The sequence below is a fragment of the Paenibacillus terrae genome, from assembly GCF_005217525.1.
GTDB lineage: Bacteria > Bacillota > Bacilli > Paenibacillales > Paenibacillaceae > Paenibacillus > Paenibacillus terrae_C.
Window position 1 is genome coordinate 360,970 of the sequence record NZ_PNXQ01000012.1, and the last position, 16,892, is coordinate 377,861.

At 48.1% G+C, this 16,892-nt stretch carries 18 protein-coding genes and 1 riboswitch; of the genes, 8 read left to right on the forward strand and 10 right to left on the reverse strand.

What is annotated here, in order from left to right; genetic code table 11:
- Positions 1 to 100: 100 nt before the first annotated feature.
- Entirely contained in the window at positions 101 to 478 is a 378-nt protein-coding gene (locus C1I60_RS11685) for a type II toxin-antitoxin system death-on-curing family toxin (protein WP_137061863.1), read from the forward strand.
- A 64-nt stretch (positions 479 to 542) separates the two neighbouring features.
- On the opposite strand, the gene C1I60_RS25580 is transcribed toward C1I60_RS11685, so the two are convergent.
- Positions 543 to 863 carry a hypothetical protein gene (locus C1I60_RS25580; RefSeq protein WP_137061864.1) on the reverse strand — a complete coding sequence of 107 codons (321 nt, stop codon included), beginning with the start codon at positions 861 to 863 and terminating at the stop codon, positions 543 to 545.
- A gap of 171 nt (positions 864 to 1,034) precedes the next feature.
- On the opposite strand from C1I60_RS25580, the gene C1I60_RS11695 reads away from it, so the two are divergent.
- The 4 genes from C1I60_RS11695 to mmsB all read left to right on the forward strand — a co-directional run bounded on the left by C1I60_RS11695 (position 1,035) and on the right by mmsB (position 5,567).
- Positions 1,035 to 1,238 carry a helix-turn-helix domain-containing protein gene (locus C1I60_RS11695; protein WP_019686344.1) on the forward strand — a complete coding sequence of 68 codons (204 nt, stop codon included), beginning with the start codon at positions 1,035 to 1,037 and terminating at the stop codon, positions 1,236 to 1,238.
- Positions 1,239 to 1,749: 511 nt separating this feature from the next.
- A complete protein-coding gene (gene chvE, locus C1I60_RS11700) occupies positions 1,750 to 2,835 on the forward strand; it encodes a multiple monosaccharide ABC transporter substrate-binding protein (RefSeq protein WP_137061865.1) in 1,086 nt (361 codons plus the stop codon).
- Positions 2,836 to 2,869: 34 nt separating this feature from the next.
- Positions 2,870 to 4,420 (forward strand): multiple monosaccharide ABC transporter ATP-binding protein, encoded by a 1,551-nt coding sequence (gene mmsA, locus C1I60_RS11705; protein WP_137061866.1) that lies wholly within the window; start codon positions 2,870 to 2,872, stop codon positions 4,418 to 4,420.
- Positions 4,404 to 5,567 carry a multiple monosaccharide ABC transporter permease gene (gene mmsB / locus C1I60_RS11710; protein ID WP_137061867.1) on the forward strand — a complete coding sequence of 388 codons (1,164 nt, stop codon included), beginning with the start codon at positions 4,404 to 4,406 and terminating at the stop codon, positions 5,565 to 5,567. The genes mmsA and mmsB overlap by 17 nt, the downstream gene beginning before the upstream one ends.
- Before the next feature lie 106 nt (positions 5,568 to 5,673).
- Here mmsB and C1I60_RS11715 read toward each other — a convergent pair whose 3' ends face one another.
- Both C1I60_RS11715 and C1I60_RS11720 read right to left on the reverse strand, forming a co-directional pair.
- Positions 5,674 to 6,573, reverse strand: coding sequence for an SDR family oxidoreductase (locus C1I60_RS11715; RefSeq protein ID WP_137061868.1), 900 nt, complete (start codon positions 6,571 to 6,573; stop codon positions 5,674 to 5,676).
- Positions 6,574 to 6,695: 122 nt separating this feature from the next.
- The gene (locus C1I60_RS11720; protein ID WP_137061869.1) at positions 6,696 to 7,448 is read right to left on the reverse strand and encodes an MBL fold metallo-hydrolase; all 753 of its coding nucleotides are present in this window, start codon (positions 7,446 to 7,448) and stop codon (positions 6,696 to 6,698) included.
- Positions 7,449 to 7,609: 161 nt separating this feature from the next.
- On the opposite strand from C1I60_RS11720, the gene C1I60_RS11725 reads away from it, so the two are divergent.
- Positions 7,610 to 8,038: an Lrp/AsnC family transcriptional regulator gene (locus C1I60_RS11725; RefSeq protein WP_137062251.1), complete on the forward strand. Its 429-nt coding sequence runs from the start codon at positions 7,610 to 7,612 to the stop codon at positions 8,036 to 8,038.
- 52 nt (positions 8,039 to 8,090) lie between these two features.
- On the opposite strand, the gene C1I60_RS11730 is transcribed toward C1I60_RS11725, so the two are convergent.
- On the reverse strand, positions 8,091 to 8,420 hold the full coding sequence (locus C1I60_RS11730; RefSeq protein WP_137061870.1) for an N-acetyltransferase: 330 nt from the start codon (positions 8,418 to 8,420) through the stop codon (positions 8,091 to 8,093).
- A 109-nt stretch (positions 8,421 to 8,529) separates the two neighbouring features.
- On the opposite strand from C1I60_RS11730, the gene C1I60_RS11735 reads away from it, so the two are divergent.
- Positions 8,530 to 9,444: an EcsC family protein gene (locus C1I60_RS11735; RefSeq protein WP_137061871.1), complete on the forward strand. Its 915-nt coding sequence runs from the start codon at positions 8,530 to 8,532 to the stop codon at positions 9,442 to 9,444.
- A gap of 110 nt (positions 9,445 to 9,554) precedes the next feature.
- Here C1I60_RS11735 and C1I60_RS11740 read toward each other — a convergent pair whose 3' ends face one another.
- Entirely contained in the window at positions 9,555 to 10,823 is a 1,269-nt protein-coding gene (locus C1I60_RS11740) for an MFS transporter (protein WP_137061872.1), read from the reverse strand.
- A 374-nt stretch (positions 10,824 to 11,197) separates the two neighbouring features.
- Here C1I60_RS11740 and C1I60_RS11745 point away from each other — a divergent pair, with 374 nt between their 5' ends.
- A complete protein-coding gene (locus C1I60_RS11745) occupies positions 11,198 to 12,967 on the forward strand; it encodes an acid phosphatase (RefSeq protein WP_137061873.1) in 1,770 nt (589 codons plus the stop codon).
- Between the two features lie 182 nt (positions 12,968 to 13,149).
- On the opposite strand, the gene queF is transcribed toward C1I60_RS11745, so the two are convergent.
- The 5 genes from queF to C1I60_RS11770 all read right to left on the reverse strand — a co-directional run.
- Positions 13,150 to 13,647, reverse strand: coding sequence for a preQ(1) synthase (gene queF / locus C1I60_RS11750; RefSeq protein ID WP_137061874.1), 498 nt, complete (start codon positions 13,645 to 13,647; stop codon positions 13,150 to 13,152).
- 307 nt (positions 13,648 to 13,954) lie between these two features.
- On the reverse strand, positions 13,955 to 14,833 hold the full coding sequence (gene queE / locus C1I60_RS11755; protein ID WP_137061875.1) for a 7-carboxy-7-deazaguanine synthase QueE: 879 nt from the start codon (positions 14,831 to 14,833) through the stop codon (positions 13,955 to 13,957).
- Positions 14,826 to 15,317 (reverse strand): 6-carboxytetrahydropterin synthase QueD, encoded by a 492-nt coding sequence (gene queD, locus C1I60_RS11760; protein WP_137062253.1) that lies wholly within the window; start codon positions 15,315 to 15,317, stop codon positions 14,826 to 14,828. The genes queE and queD overlap by 8 nt, the downstream gene beginning before the upstream one ends.
- The gene (gene queC / locus C1I60_RS11765) at positions 15,310 to 15,993 is read right to left on the reverse strand and encodes a 7-cyano-7-deazaguanine synthase QueC (RefSeq protein ID WP_137062252.1); all 684 of its coding nucleotides are present in this window, start codon (positions 15,991 to 15,993) and stop codon (positions 15,310 to 15,312) included. The genes queD and queC overlap by 8 nt, the downstream gene beginning before the upstream one ends.
- Before the next feature lie 133 nt (positions 15,994 to 16,126).
- A riboswitch (PreQ1 riboswitch) is annotated at positions 16,127 to 16,170 on the reverse strand.
- 70 nt (positions 16,171 to 16,240) lie between these two features.
- Positions 16,241 to 16,892 (reverse strand): AIM24 family protein (locus C1I60_RS11770; protein ID WP_137062254.1); only part of this gene is annotated, 652 nt, incomplete at its 5' end.

Consider the following 16,892-nt stretch of genomic DNA (forward strand, 5'->3'; position numbering starts at 1 on the left):
ATTTTATCGAATTTCTAAAGAACCGAAGTAATCAGCAAATGGAGTCACTAATGGACGATATTATAAATGAAAACGCTGAAGCACTTAGGGAATTAGCCAAATGAAGAATATCAGTTTAGAACAAATTATTCAATTCCATACTAAGATTGTAAAGGCAACAGGTGGTTCGGTCGGGGTTAGGGATCATGGAATGATTGAAAGTGCATTACGAAAAGCAGAAGCAACCTTGAATGGACAGGAGCTTTACGAAGGTACGATAAGGAAAATATCTGTAATTGGATACGCGTTAATAAAGAATCATGGATTTATTGACGGGAATAAACGTATAGGTGTAGCGACAATTTTATTTTTATTACGTTTAAATGGATTGTCAATAAAATATGAACAGAAAGAACTAATTGAATTAGGATTAAAAACGGCAGAAGGAACAATTAAAGAAGAGAATATTGAACAATGGATAGAAGAACATCGAGTATAGAAAGTGCTTGATGTTCTTTGCTTAATAGAGGATATTTGTAGGCAACTCAAAGAAGGCCGATACATCATCTAACATAATATTCACGCATCGGGCTATGCCCTTGGTTTGGCCGAGGAATTTCGTTATGTAGATGGAGAGCATCTTTAAAACCTTGCAAATAGATTTCACTCTCTAAAATAGCTTGAACAGAAAGGTCTGCGTCATCAAAAAGGAATAGAGTCTTTTGTATATCCTCTGATAGTAGTTCATGTAACTGCTTGAAGTAAAGATTCCGTTCGGATGAGAACTGGTTGTAGCTGGAGTTGTTTTTGATAAGCTCGATATATAAAGATTCAATTCGATTACGAATCAGTGAATCGAGTAAGAATTCTAAAGAATTATGCATATTTGAACACCATCCAATGGATTTAATTTCGTGAATAAAAGTTTAACTTATTGAATATTATTTTATCATAACAAACAAACAAGTCAATACATGTTGAAGATGTTTTTGATAAAGAAAATATACTTTCATATAATTAAAGAAAATTCACTTCATGTGTGAAAGGAATAACAGATGATTAGTTACAAACCTTTTCAAAAATTATTGATCGACAGGGAAATTAAGAAGCAGGACTTACTTAAAATGACGGGGATTTCGTCTGCTACAATGGCGAAGCTCAATACGAATGAATATGTGTCATTAGAAGTAATTGATAAATTATGTACGGCTTTAGGTTGTCAACCAGGAGATTTATTGGAACACATAGCAGAGCAATGACAGATCAAGATCAAGGAAGAATTTTGGTTGATCGAAGAAGTGATTCCGTCGTATAACATAAATATTCAAGCTGTGGCTCCATCGGAGCCTGGGTCTGCTATATAGTCTTTTTATCTAATAGGATTAGCTGAAGTTTATTTGACCCACACGTACTTCTCATTGATGAAATGTCAATAAAAGTGTGAACTCTTTAGATAGCGGATTTAATAATTCTACAAATTGAGACTTTGCCAATCGTAAGAAGGCTAAAGTCTTTTTGTGTTTTCGAAATATATGAGCGATCTCCCGACAATCTTTATTCCTCCTCAAATCACTCCCCCCCACACAAAGGTTAAAATTTTATAAAAAAAGTTCAAAACCAGCAAAGACCTTTCCCGGCTTGGAATGATACCATGTGGTTGCACATAAAAAAAGGAGAGGCGTTCATCGCCACTCTATTGTAAGCGCTATCTAATATCTACTCTAATCAGCACTAAATGACCCGCATCACATGAGGAAAGGGGAGCTTCATATGAAAAAAGGAGCTGTTGTCGTCTGGCTTCTGGTTTTAGCCTTGATGCTTTCAGCCTGTAATTTGGCAGAGAGTGGAACAGGCAGCAAGGAAAAAGGCTATGTGGGCATTTCCATGCCGACCAAATCGTCCGAGCGTTGGGTAGGGGACGGAGAGAATATGGTCCGGCTGTTTCAGGAGCAAGGCTATAAAACAGATTTACAGTATGCCGAGGACGTGGTGGAAAACCAGATTGCCCAAATTGAAAATATGATTACCAAGGGCGTGAATGTCATGGTGGTTGCATCTGTGGACGGGAATACACTAACAGATGTGATCCAGAAGGCGCACGACCGGGGGATTCAGGTTATTTCCTATGACCGTCTGATTCGGAACACGCCGTATCTGACGTATTATGCGACCTTCGACAACTTTAAGGTGGGCGTGCTACAGGCGTCATATATTGAGAAAAAGCTGGGACTCAAGGAAGGCAAAGGCCCCTTCAATGTGGAGCTGTTTGGCGGTTCGCCGGATGATAATAACGCGTACTTTTTCTTTAACGGCGCGATGTCTGTCCTCAAGCCATACATTGATTCGGGCAAACTGGTTGTGCGCAGCAAGCAGATGACGATGGCGCAGATCGCTACGCTGCGGTGGGATGGAGCTTTGGCCCAGTCGCGAATGGATAATCTGCTGAGCGCCTACTATTCGGGAGCCAATCTGGACGCGGTGTTATCCCCGTATGATGGGATTAGCATCGGTATTATTTCATCCCTCAAAGGGGTTGGCTACGGATCAGCGAACAAGCCGCTGCCGATCATTACGGGGCAGGATGCGGAGCTGGCTTCGATCAAGTCGATTGTGGCCGGGGAGCAGACGCAAACTATATTCAAGGATACTCGCAAGCTGGCTGAGCAGACGGTTGTGATGGCCAACAGCATTTTACAGGGCAAACAAGCAGAAGTGAATGATGCCAAATCGTATAACAACGGAATAAAAGTAGTTCCTGCTTATTTGCTTGACCCGATCTCGGTGGATCGGACGAATGTCGAGAAGGATATTGTGGGGAGTCATTATTACACCAAGGAGCAAATCGGACTGAAATAAGAGCAGGCTATTCAAACCGAAAGGAGTGTACCCCATGACTGGAATCATTTTGGAAATGAAGGGAATTACCAAGACCTTTCCCGGCGTGAAGGCGTTGGAAAATGTAAACCTCAAGGTCAAGGAAGGCGAAATCCATTCCCTGTGTGGTGAGAACGGTGCGGGCAAATCGACGCTGATGAAGGTACTGAGTGGTGTATATCCGCATGGAACCTACGAAGGGGATATTATTTTCCAGGGTAAAACATGCGAGTTCAAGGACATCAAGCAGAGCGAGGAATTGGGGATCGTCATTATCCATCAGGAGCTGGCGCTGATCCCGTATCTCTCGATTGCGGAAAATATTTATCTGGGCAATGAACGCGCCAGCGGCGGCGTGATTGATTGGAAAGAGACTTTTGTGGGCACACGCGAGCTGCTGTCCAAGGTGGGTCTGAGCGAAAATCCCAATACTTTAGTTACGAACATCGGGGTCGGGAAGCAGCAACTGGTTGAAATTGCGAAAGCGCTCTCTAAAAAGGTAAAGCTGCTCATTCTTGATGAGCCGACAGCGGCGTTGAATGAGGACGACAGCGAAAACCTGCTAAATTTGATGCTTGAATTTAAAAGACAGGGCATTTCCTGCATTCTCATCTCCCACAAGCTGAATGAGGTCGCCAAGGTATCTGATTCGATCACGATTTTGCGGGACGGGAAGACGATTGAGACGCTGGATATGAAAAAGGATCAGGTCACAGAGGACCGGATTATTAGCGGGATGGTTGGACGTGATCTGACCAGCCGTTACCCGGAGCGCCATGCGGAAATTGGCAAGGTCATTTTGGAAGTGAAGGATTGGACGGTGTATCACGAGCATCATGCGGAGCGCAAGGTGCTGGAACAGGTGAATCTCAACATTCGGCGTGGCGAAATTGTCGGCATTGCCGGGCTGATGGGAGCGGGACGGACGGAGCTGGCGATGAGTATTTTTGGTAAATCGTATGGACGCAATATCTCCGGGCAACTGATCAAGGACGGCAAACCGATCCAGAACAACACGGTAACAGACGCGATCAACAACGGCTTCGCCTATGTAACCGAGGATCGCAAGGAGTATGGCCTTATTCTGATGGACGATATCAAGCGTAATATTTCGCTGACCGGCCTGAACAAGCTGACGAAGGGCGCTGTCGTCAATGAGCAGGAGGAAGTCGTTGTTGCAGAGGAAATGAAGAAGAGCATGAACATCAAAGCGCCGAGCATTTTACAGAAAACAGGCAATCTGAGCGGTGGCAATCAGCAGAAGGTGGTACTGAGCAAATGGATTTTTGCCGGGCCGGACATTCTGATTCTGGATGAGCCGACGCGGGGCATTGATGTGGGCGCCAAATATGAAATTTATACGATTATTCATCGACTTGCCGCTGAAGGCAAGGGTGTGCTGGTTATTTCGTCCGAGCTGCCAGAGGTACTGGGCTTGTGTGACCGGATTTACGTCATGAACGCCGGGCGGATTACGGGAGAGGTTAGCCGTGAGGACGCGTCGCAGGAAACATTGATGAGATATATGACCAAGTCGGGAGGCGTGAAGCATGGAAACCATAACTAAATTATTTAAAAATAACATCCGCCAATATGGCATGATGATTGCGCTGGTCGTCATTATGATCCTGTTCGAGGTGCTGACGGGCGGCCTGCTGTTGAAGCCGATTAATATTACAAATCTGATTTTGCAAAACAGCTACATTCTCGTGCTCGCTATCGGGATGGTGCTGGTCATCATCACGGGACATATTGATTTGTCTGTCGGCTCGATCGCCGCTTTTGTCGGGGCAGTGGCCGCCATCATGATGGTGGATTGGCAGCTTCCGGCGTGGATCGCCGTGATTGCAGCCTTGGTAGTCGGAGCGCTGATCGGCGCATGGCAAGGGTTCTGGGTCGCCTATGTGCGGATTCCGGCCTTTATCGTGACGTTGGCAGGGATGCTGCTCTTCCGTGGCTTGACGATGATTGTACTGGAAGGTCAATCCATCTCTCCTTTTCCGGGTGGCTTTCAGAAAATCAGTTCAGGCTTCCTGCCTGATTTTGCTTCCTCGGGTTATAACCTGGTATCGGTCATTGTCGGCATCGCGCTCACGGTATGGTTTATCGTCAACGAGCTTCGCGAACGCCGTTCCCAGCTTAAATACGGCTTCGAGGTTCCGTCACAGACTCTATTTGTACTCAAGCTGATTGTGGTGGCTGCTGTCATCAATCTGTTCACCTTTATGCTCGCAAGCTATGCGGGGATTCCGAACATTCTCGTATTGCTGTTCATTCTGATCGTTGTGTACTCCTTCGTCATGAACCGCACGGTTATGGGCCGACATGTGTATGCGCTGGGCGGGAATGAAAAGGCGGCGGGTCTGTCCGGTGTCAAAACGAAAAAAGTAACGTTCTGGGTATTCGTCAACATGGGCGTGATGGCTGCCATTTCCGGTCTGATCTTCGCTGCACGTCTGAACGCGGCTACACCAAGAGCAGGTACGAACTTTGAGCTGGATGCTATCGCAGCTTGCTTTATCGGTGGGGCTTCGGCATCCGGCGGGATCGGAACGGTTTTCGGAGCGATTATCGGTGGTTTGGTCATGGGTGTACTGAATAACGGCATGTCCCTGATCGGTCTGGGCATTGACTGGCAGCAAGGCATCAAGGGCTTGGTGCTGCTGCTGGCGGTAGCCTTTGATATTTACAACAAAAACAAAAGATCAGCCTAAACTTCATATCCTATAGATTGTACAAAAAGAACCTCCAGTCCCACTTGAAATGTGGATGCTGGAGGTTCCTTGTTGGTTGGGCCTTGCCGCTATCAATCCTGCGTATTTAAGTCGTCACCATTTGTCCGCCGTTTACATGCAGCGTTTGGCCTGTAATATAGGAGCCGTCATCCGAAGCCAGCAGCACATAAGCAGGGGCCAGCTCATAAGGCTGCCCGGCACGCTTCATCGGCGTATTGGTTCCGAAGGTGCGGATCGCTTCCGGCGATTGTGTGGCGGCATTCAGCGGAGTCCAGATTGGACCGGGAGCAATAGCGTTCACACGAATGCCCTGATCGACCAGATTATTAGCCAGAGCGCGGGTAAAGCTGACAATCGCCCCTTTGGTAGCTGAATAGTCGATCAGATTCTTTTGACCCACATACGCTGTAATCGAAGCCGTATTGACGATACTGGCCCCAGCCCGCATATAAGGCAGCGCTGCCGTTGTCATATGGAAGAAGGAAATAATATTCGTATCAAACGTGTCACGAAGCTGCTGCTCGCTGATATCCAGATACGATTCACGCACAAACTGAACACCAAGATTATTAATGAGGATGTCAATACGTCCAAAGGTTTCTATCGCTTTTTGAACAACCAGACCACAGTTGCTTTTTTGCCTCAAATCCCCCGGAATTAACAAACAGCGTCTGCCGAGCTTATGGATGACGTCACGTGTTTCCATGGCATCCTGATGCTCATCGAGATAAGCAATGACCAGATCGGCTCCTTCTTTGGCAAAAGCGACAGCAACCGCACGTCCGATTCCACTATCCCCGCCGCTAACGATGGCAACCCGGTCCTGAAGCTTCCCGGTGCCAATATACTTCGGATTGTCAAAAATAGGACGGGGAACCATCAGATATTCCAATCCCGGCTGTCTATATTGATGTTGAGGAGGAAAGGCGATCGGAACTTCTTTACATTGGGTTTCTGTACCGTAATAAGGATATGGCCAATTCATGATTAATCCCTTCTTTAGGCGGTTTTGAAATCCAATATATTCGAAATGGGCGTAAACGGTGACTTACGACCTGTCCGCTGCTAGATAGGCATCATCCGTTTCCGGCAAGCCGTATTCAGACATTATCCCGAAATACTCGCTCCATCTATCGGAATATGCACACGATCATTCAGTCCTTCGCGGTTAATATGTTCCGTAAGCTCAAAGCGGGTGAGCAGACAATGGTTGATCGCTTCCATATGGACAGCCACTACTTGTGTATAAGGGGCGTATTGCGCAACCGTCGTTACATCCTGCGCTGTCATCGTAATTGGATCACCGACTGTGAACCGCGCTCCTCCGGCATTCACAATCGTCCACTCCGGATGGTACTTGTCGAGAGCTTCTGCCACTTCACTGCACCAGATTGTGTCCCCGGCCAAATAGACAACAGGCTCGCCCGGAGCTTGGAATACAAAGCCCGATACGGGGCCCATCTGTTCCCCAATTTCTCCAGTACCATGATGCCCGGTTGTGCGGATGATCTCAATCTCTCCCACAGAACCAACCACCCAAACTGGAGTCACCTGCGTAAAACCGTCAGCGGCGATCTGATCTTCATTTCCGGGCTGGCAGAGGATAGGAAGCTGTTTGTCCAGCCATTGCGCTGCTGCCAGGTCCCAGTGATCCGGGTGCAAATGCGTAACGATAACAACGTCAGGCTGTCCGAGTGTTTCCCACTGCGGCGGCAAGGGAACCAACGGATTGCGACGGTCGTTCTCCGTATTCGGAATAGGCGGATTTACGCCAGGCTCGCTCAGCATCGGGTCGATCAGGAATTTTACTCCACCATATTCTAACCATAGGGTTGCATTGCGGATCAGTGTGATTTTCATATCTGGAATCTCCTTTTAAGTTGGACAGATTAATTTTTATCCGAATATGTTCGGCAGTTGTTTGTTTCTGTTACAATCATATCTGATGCAAGAAGCTACAGGCTACGGCCTGCTGAAAGGAAAACAAGAATTCTCGTTTCATCATGAAAGGAAAAATGGCTATGGAACTATTCGTACCTGATGAGATCGACCTGCGCATCCTTCATCATCTGATTGAGGACAGCTCTTTATCGCACAAGGAGATGGGTCTGCTTGTACATCTTACGGGCCAGGCGGTAGGAGCGCGTGTTCGAAAAATGCAGGATGCAGGCATCATCGAGGGCTACACGCTACGCTGGAACCCTGAAAAAATGGGGCAGACCATTCATGCCTTTATTACGGTGTTTTTGAATTCGGGAACCGTTCATAGTGCTTTCCAGGCATTCGCACGGAAGCATCCCTCTATTATTGAGATTCATCGGGTTAGCGGGGAGGGCTGTTACTGGATGCGCTTGCGCATGTCCTCACAGGAAGAGCTAAATACCATGCTTGATGAACTGACGCGGTACGGCAATTACAAGCTAAGCTTTTCGTTAGGAGAAATAAAATGATAAAAGCTCCCGGTGCTGGTGCCGGGAGCTTTTTGTTAGAGACGCATAGAGGTTAGCTATGCAGGCTCATTTTTAAAATATGCTGCAAGCCGTGCGATCCCATCTTGGTGTCGCCTTCGTCTTTAAAGCCGCATTTGAGATACAGACTTTGAGCAGGCAGATTACGGGCGTTGACACCCAGCACGACTTCACGAACATGTGGGAAATACTCGGAGATATATATAGGGGCAGTAACCGAAATGACGACAGGATGGCAGTGCGGGTCTTGCTTGGCCAGTGCCAGCATTTCATCCGGCATTCCGGTAAACTGCTGCTGATCCTCAGGCAAATAAAACGTATGTAAAATGGCATCATGCTCACAATGGTAAGGGATAAGCTCCACGTCAGCGGTAGAAGAAGGCTGTGAGGTAAAAAAAAGAAACCTGAACTCATCTTACTTACGTATTACCCGTTACATAAACAAGCATGGTTAAAAGGAGACGTGTACTTCTATGAAGCAGGCTGCACAATATCGTGAAAGTCAGGATCTATTGCGTCATGAGCTGAAAGCCATTGAGGCGTGGGAGAAGGCGCAAAAGGATATTTTTTTCTGGGAAAAGCTCGGCAGATGGCCCTTTATGCTGCTGGATCGGCTGACGCCTAAAATCATTAAAGACAAACTGGAGCAATTGCTTAACGAGCTGGGAAGCTTTATCCAAAACGGTGGTAAATATCTGGTGAAAGAAGAAACGGTTCTGAATAAGCTGAAACAGACGGCCCGTGAACACGTGATTCGGCAAAATGACGCGGATTCCACTTCTGATACGCAGGATCGGCTTCATGATGGGGAAAACACTGATTCGGACATTAGCCCTGAACCGGCGTGGGGATTGAAGCAGGCGGCTGGGCTACCTCTGACGATCATGGATCAGACCGCTGACGATATGATAGCAGGCCGTGTCACCTTTGCTACCGCTCAGGGGGCAACGACAGGGATCGGCGGAGTATTTACCATCGCAGCGGATATTCCTATTTTGCTCGGCTTGTCGCTCAAGGTACTTCAGGAAATGGCCTTATGCTACGGCTTCAATCCTGATGAGAAGCAGGAACGCATCTTTATCATTAAATGTATGCAGTTCGCTTCATCCGATATTGTGGGCAAAAAGGCTGTACTGGAGGAACTGGCCTTGTTTGATGATCCTTCACGCCAGGCGCAGGTCTTTTCCCAGATGCAGGGGTGGAGAGAAGTCGTTAATACGTACCGCGATCAGTTTGGATGGAAAAAGCTGCTCCAGATGGTCCCGATTGCGGGTATTTTGTTTGGCTCCATTGCCAATCGAAGTGCTATTCGTGACGTGGCTGAGGCGGGTAAAATGCTATACAGGAAGCGTCGTATTTTGATACGTTTGACGGAAGAAGAGAGCTGACTGGATGGTTCGGGATACAAGAGGGGAATCTTTCTTGGCTTGCCTGGAGAATCAGCTTAGGCCATTACGAAGGTGTGAAGCGGCCGGGATGGCCGCCACACGCTTGCCTGCTACACTTCGGCTCCGTTTTCTTCCGCCCAGCGGTTCAGGGTTTTATCTGTAGGAAGCAGGAAGGTCAAAATACCGAGCAGCGGCAAAAAGCCGCACAGGAACATGATGTTCGTGATGCCTACTTTGTCGATCCAGTTGCCGAGCACGAGCGCACCCACACCGCCAAGGCCAAAAGCGAGGCCTGTGATCAGACCGGAGACGGTTCCGATTTTGCCGGGTACGAGCATTTGGGCATATACGACCGTAATGGAGAAGCTCGACAGCATGATAAATCCGATAATTGGCAGCAGAATAGCCGTCCAGAATTGGTTGGCGTAAGGCAGCAGCAACGCAAGAGGTGCGGCCAATACCATGGACAGGAAAATCATATTGCGTTTACCAAAACGGTCTGCCAGTGGACCACCAAAGAAAGTGCCTAGCGCACCAGCTCCTAGAAATAGGAAAATGTACAGCTGTGCATCAGCCAGTGGCATTTTGAACACTTCCATCAGGTAAAACGAATAGTAGCTGCCGACCGAGGTCGAGTACCACGAACGGACGAATACCAGCAGAATGAGAACAACCATGGCAAACATAATACGGTTGCGTACTTCGGGCTTCATACGGCGCGCTGCCGCTTTTTTACGTGCATAGCCTTCTGTGCGCAGGACGTTACCATACCAGCGGGCGATGAACGACTGCACCACAATCCCGGCCGCAGCAATACCTGTGAACCAGATGGCGCCAAATTGCCCTAGTGGGATAAAGATCCAGCTCGTAAGCATGGGGGCCAGCGATTGGCCTGCATTGCCGCCGACCTGGAAAATGGACTGGGCCAGCCCCCGTCGTGGTCCTGCCGCCATGTGGGATACCCGCGAGCCTTCCGGGTGAAAGGCAGCCGAGCCCAGACCCACGAAGATGACCGCGATGAGCACTGCTTTATAATCGGGAGCATAGGCGAGCAGCAGCATGCCTGTCAGCGTAAAGCCCATGCCGATCGGAAGGATCGCGGGCGTAGGTCTTTTGTCCGAAAACAAGCCAATGACGGGCTGCATGATCGATGCTGTAAAATTGATGGCGAATGAAATCCAGCCGATCTGCGTGTAGCTGAGGTTCATGGATTCTTTTAAGATCGGGAAGATCGCAGGAATGACCGATTGAATCGAGTCGTTGAACAGATGAACGAAACTGATGGCAATCAGAATCGCAAAAACGGTGCCCTTCGCTTGAGGTCCCGGCAGGGGGAGCGATGGGCTCGTTTCATTTTGTGCAGCAGTTTTAGTAGTCATGGCAACCTCCGGTTAAGTATGTATATTTTAAGATATAGGAAGCGATTCGTTTGCAGCAAATGGCTGAAAGGGGGATAAAGTCCGCCTTTGCTCGGTGGTTCTTTCCCATCCTGCTGCATACTCGCAATTGCTTGATTTAGTTGGATTTTCTACACGTCACATGGAAATTAAAATCATTTTTTCTATAACAGACTAAACAAGGGTGTCTCCAGAGTCCGTATATGCGGCTCTTGGGATGCCTTTTTTCTTTTAACAAAACCAGGCTCTTCATTTAACAAACTTAAGATATGATTCTTTATATCATACAACTTGTTGTATAGGTAATAGCTTTGTAGAGAACGCATGAAGAGCACAAGAGAGGATATGATTTGAGGATGAAATCGTTAAAGAAACCATTATCAGTTGCTTTATTATCTGTACCCTTACTTATAGGTTCCCTGGGTGGAAGTTATGCGAGTGCGGCAACCATACCAACAACGGTAACTGCGCCAGAGCCGTCTTGGGGATATTTCGTAGATCATTACAAAAATAATAATTCTGATCATAAGACGGAAAGTTCAAATCCGACACTCGGGTTGCTTTCCGGATTTAATAAGCTTTGGACTCCCGGTACTACCTGGGATACAGGTACCAAGCTGAACAGTAGCGTACTGGATGCCAATATTCAAAAAGTTATTGATATTGCTGCTCGCCGTACTTCCAGTGAGGCAGATGCGGCTTATTTGGATGATCGCAGAAATCAGAGCTACAGTGTGATCGACGGTCTGGGTTCGCTTACCGATGTATATCGAAAGAATGCAGGGGCAACTACAACAATCAATGACATTCCGGCAGATGCCTTGACTAAAAAATATGAAGATGCCGGAACCAATGCAGGCAGTACGAGTTCTGCTCTTGGCAATATCGTGAATTTGGTCAATACCTTGCGAGGTGATTACTCTTCGACGAGCTCGGCCAAGGCTTATTTTAGCTATCCTCGTCCGTTTCGTTGGAGCAATAATTCAGTCGTGGTTCCGACGCTGCTTCCTGCTCAAAATTCTGATCCAAGCAAGGATGGAGGCTTTCCTAGCGGTCATACCAATGCTGCGTATCTTAGCGCTATTGCTATGGCCTATGCCGTACCAGAGCGTTACCAGGAACTGCTGACACGAGCATCTGAACTGGGCAACAACCGTATTGTTGCCGGTATGCATTCGCCATTTGATGTTATGGGAGGGCGCGTCATGGCCACTGCGACAGCGGCTGCCATCCTGTCTGATCCGGCCAATAGCAGTTTAAAGAAAGCAGCTTATCAGGATGCTCACAGTACATTGTTAACGCAAAAGGGGACTGCCCCGGATCGGTTCAGCAATTACTCTGCCAATAAAAAAAGCTATACTGAACGATTGACCTACGGATTCAGTCCAATGAACCCGACCACGACTGCAATGACGGTGCCTAAGGGAGCTGAGGTGCTGCTGGAAACACGTCTGCCTTACCTGGACAGCACACAACGCCGCTGGGTTTTAGCTACTACAGGCCTTCCCTCCGGCTATCCCGTACTGGATGATGCTGAGGGATGGGGACGACTTAATCTCTTTTCCGCCGCAGATGGTTATGGTGCATTCGCCAATAACGTTAACGTGACCATGGACGCTTCCAAAGGCGGTTTCAATGCTTTGGATCGCTGGCGCAACAATATCTCCGGCGTTGGAAAGCTGACCAAAAAGGGTACAGGTACATTGAAGCTGCTGGGCAACAATACGTATTCCGGTGGTACACAGATCGACCAAGGCAGACTTGAAGGGAATTCAGAGACGGCTTTCGGAAATGGGGATGTGACGAACAACGGGGGTACCCTCACTGAAAATGTTGCTGGAAAGCTGATCATCGGCGGCAATTACAAACAATCTGCCAAGGGCACACTGGAGCTCAACCTTCAGAGTAAAAATGATTTGGTCAAAATTAAAGGTACTGCAATACCCAATGGGAAATTGCGTCTGAATTTTTCAAACAAATATGTACCAGCTAACGGTGCCACGATCATGACTTATGGTAAACGAAATGGAGCATTTACTTCCATTGAAACCACAGGATTGCCAAGCAAGTACAAAGTGAAGGTTGTCTATAAAGCTGACAGTATCCAGTTAAAAGTTACAAAGTAACAAAGTAACAAAGTAACAAACTAGGTATATAACAATTGCAGTGCACCTTTAGAATTCATCGGATAACGGAAGGGTTATTCCCATGTCAATTCTAAGGGTGCACTTTGTTGTTTAATGATGTGGATATTAGGTTTTAAGTATCTTTACAATAGCAAATCATTGGTAGTGAAATTTCTGAAGTGTTAACGGTTATCTACAGTCTCCGGGTACATATCATGATTCATCATGCGATGTTCTGCCATTTGCTCATATTTGGTTCCCGGTTTGCCGTAGTTTGTGTATGGATCAATGGAGATGCCACCGCGCGGCGTAAACTTGCCCCACACTTCGATATAACGCGGGTCCATCAGCTTGATCAGGTCGTTCATCATGATGTTGACGCAGTCCTCATGGAAATCGCCGTGGTTGCGGAAGCTGAACAGGTACAGCTTAAGGGATTTGCTTTCGACCATTTTGATATCGGGAATGTAGCTGATGTAGATAGTGGCAAAATCCGGCTGTCCTGTAATCGGGCACAGGCTGGTGAACTCCGGGCAATTGAATTTTACAAAATAATCGCGGTACGGATGCTTATTATCAAAGCTTTCCAGAATGGCGGGATCGTAGGCAAAGGTGTATTGTGTGCCTTGATTGCCAAGCAGGGTAACGTCGGTCATTTCTTCGGGTGTTCTTCCGGTCATATTGGATAAGGCTCCTTAAGTTTAGTTTGGTAAACGAGATGGGAGTTATGGTGGTGAAGGTTCGGTTAGGTGACGTTCCGCTGCCAACCGCCGTCAACACCATAAAGTCCCTACTCGTTTACATGAGGTTGGGCAGAAGTGAATAAAGCTCGCTCCTTTATTAAGTAGCGCCACTTTGAGAAACCCCGTTCTCACGGACGAGGGTTTCTCTTGTTTTATAACTTTGGATGTCGAAAGTATATTTCAACGAATTGGGTGTAACTTTTGTATCACATACAGCTCATATGGAATATATTACATTGATGTGCTATACGCCGCGTTTGTTGCCCCATACGAGGGTGTGGAGCTGCGGGAGCACTCTTACGTCGTTCAGACGTGAATCGTCCATGACACGGTCAATAAGCCATTCATAACGCTGCAATAGGGATTCCGCAATCTGTTCCGTGTTCTCCGTATTCACATCCGGGTTGCCAGTCTGGAGGAACAGCGGTACATGTGGATAGCGCTCGTGAACGGTGCGTGCATATGTGAGATCAATGTCATCGAATATGACGACCTTCAAGCTGCATGCTCCATGGTAGAATCTCGCTGACTCATTAGCGGCTTGCTCTGTGCATGCTGCGGTTGTGACGTGTGCCGCAGACCAGGACTCTCCAGCCGCCTTCCAGTCAGTAATCTTCCGATTTGACAGGCGGGCTACGATGTCACCCAGCACGTCCCAATTGGTCGACATACCAGAGCTGGGCGGCTTGGGCGACAGGGTTACCTCGTCGATATCATACAGCCATTCCTGCCAGCGGGAGCCTTGTGTTTCGACAGCGGTGGCAATGCCTTGGCTGCGCAGCAGCGTGATTAGCTCTCCAAGCTGCGGCAACAGGGCCGGGTTGCCCCCGGATAGGGTCACATGTGAAAACCGTGCGCCACCGATGGCCTGAAGCTCCTGCCAAATGTCTGTTGCGCTGAGACGACGGATCTGTTCCTTGGCGCTGCCGTCCCAGGTAAAGGCGGAATCGCACCATGAGCAGTGGTAATCGCAGCCAGCGGTACGTACAAACATCGTTTTGCGCCCAATGACCATGCCTTCGCCCTGAACGGTAGGACCAAACACCTCCAGTACAGGGATCGGGGCTGTTTTTGGGCCCCGGGAAGGTGTGGCTGTTTGTTGAGTCGTCGTAGTATTACTCATCCAGCATCCACTCCCGTCGGAATTCGGCATAGCTGGTAGGTGTTTCGAACAGCCGGACAAATTCAGTACGCCCGCATTCCACACGATGGCGGAATGCTTCCGAGGTTAGGGCGGACTCCATTTGTTCGAAGATCCAGACGACCATATTTTCCGCCGTTGTATTCATGGGGGGCAGCGTCTCATTCAGATAGCGGTGATCCAGATAAGGCTCAATCCGCTCCTTCCAGATCGTTTTGATATCACCAAAATCAAGGGTCAGACCGGTTTCGCCCGGTATGCCGCTAATGCCGAAAACGACGATATAAGTATGTCCGTGCAGATTTTTGCATTTGCCTTCGTAGCAGTGCAAATGGTGTGCTGCATCGAACGTAAATTGCTTGCTGACCAGAACACGTTTGCGATGATAACGCAGCTGGGAGCGTTCAATGTCCGTCCCGAACTGCTGGAGCTTGTCGACGATACGAAAGGGGCCCGGCTCACGCATGGCCTTCAACCCCTTGCGACGAAACTCCGCGTACAGCCAGATACTGTTCCAGCCCGGCCCGGCGCAGTTTGCAGGCAGGGCATTCGCCACAGCCGTCGCCAATGACGCCGTTATAGCATGTTAGTGTACGGGTTCTCACAAACTCAAAGGCTTCCAGCTCATCGGCCATTTGCCAGGTTTCGGCCTTATTCAACCACATGAGCGGGGTATGAATGACAAAGGGATAGTCCATGGAAAGATTTAAAGTAACATTCAGCGATTTGATAAAAGAATCCCGGCAATCGGGGTAGCCGCTAAAATCCGTCTCGCAGACGCCTGTGATGATGTGACGGGCTCCTTTTTGCTTGGCGAGCACGGCTGCGAAGCTGAGGAACAGCAGATTGCGGCCGTCTACAAAGGTGCTGGGCAGCTCACCTTCCTGCTGAGTAATGTCAATGTCGGTGCGTGTGAGGGCATTGGGGGCTAATTGATTGAGCAGGCTCATATCCAGTACCGATTGCGGAACGCCCAGCTCGTGGGCAATCCCGGCCGCTACTTCGATTTCCTGCTTGTGGCGTTGACCGTAATCGAACGTCACCGTTTCTACTTCGGCAAAATGTTTTTTCGCCCAAAATAAACAGGTGGTGCTGTCTTGACCGCCGCTGAATACGACGACCGCTTTTTCGTTTGCAAACATAAAAAAACCTCTCGATCTTCTTGGAATGGTGTAAGACACAGGGTCTTGTCACTTGGAAGAAGGAGAGTTCTTGAACCGACTTCAACAAAAAACAGGCCTTGCCCCGCGATTATTTTTTCATGCGGAGGACAAAGCATCGTTAGTTTTTTATAGAGGGAGTTCGCGAACCTCTCCCATGCATGGAGCATGGACTTTCTTCATTTGATGTCTGCCAGAGGACAGAAGCCTTCATTATAGCATGGCAGAGCTATTTGATAAACACTCCTCCAAATGGAATGACTTCCCTTAAAAAGCGTTTGATCACGCCATCGTCGTTCATATCCTGCTGGAGTCGTCGATGATGCTCACCCGCATGAAAAAGCACAGTACCGTGTCCGGTCATTTTAAAATGATAATTCATATGCTGACTGGCCAGATGGTTGCCGTACACCGTCAGCTCTAGCTTGGCGTTTTCGGGATAGGCAATGACGCTGCTTGCATCGACATACATCGGTTCTGTTGGATGAAGCTGTTCCTGGCATACCAGTCCCTGAGTCAATAGACCGATCTGACCGATGCCATCGAATTTCATTTTAATGACGTCCCGACTGAACAACATGTTTTTCATGCTCAGCAGCTTGGTACGCATATGGATACCGGAGCTGTACCAGAACAGGTTGCGAAAATCGTATAGCAGATCATCGCCTCCTTCCAGCTCAATCATTTTTAGACTGAAGCCGGGAGGAAGCGCGGCAATCAGACGACAAGTCCCTGTAAAATCGGCCTGAATCAGCTTGTGCTTGCGGTACATGCCTTTGATATTCATCAGCTTGTCACTGCGGCCTGAGCTGGGGCCACGGTAAGCGATGATTTGCTGCGGGTGAAGAACATGCAGCTTTTCGCCCTCCGCCAGATCAAGC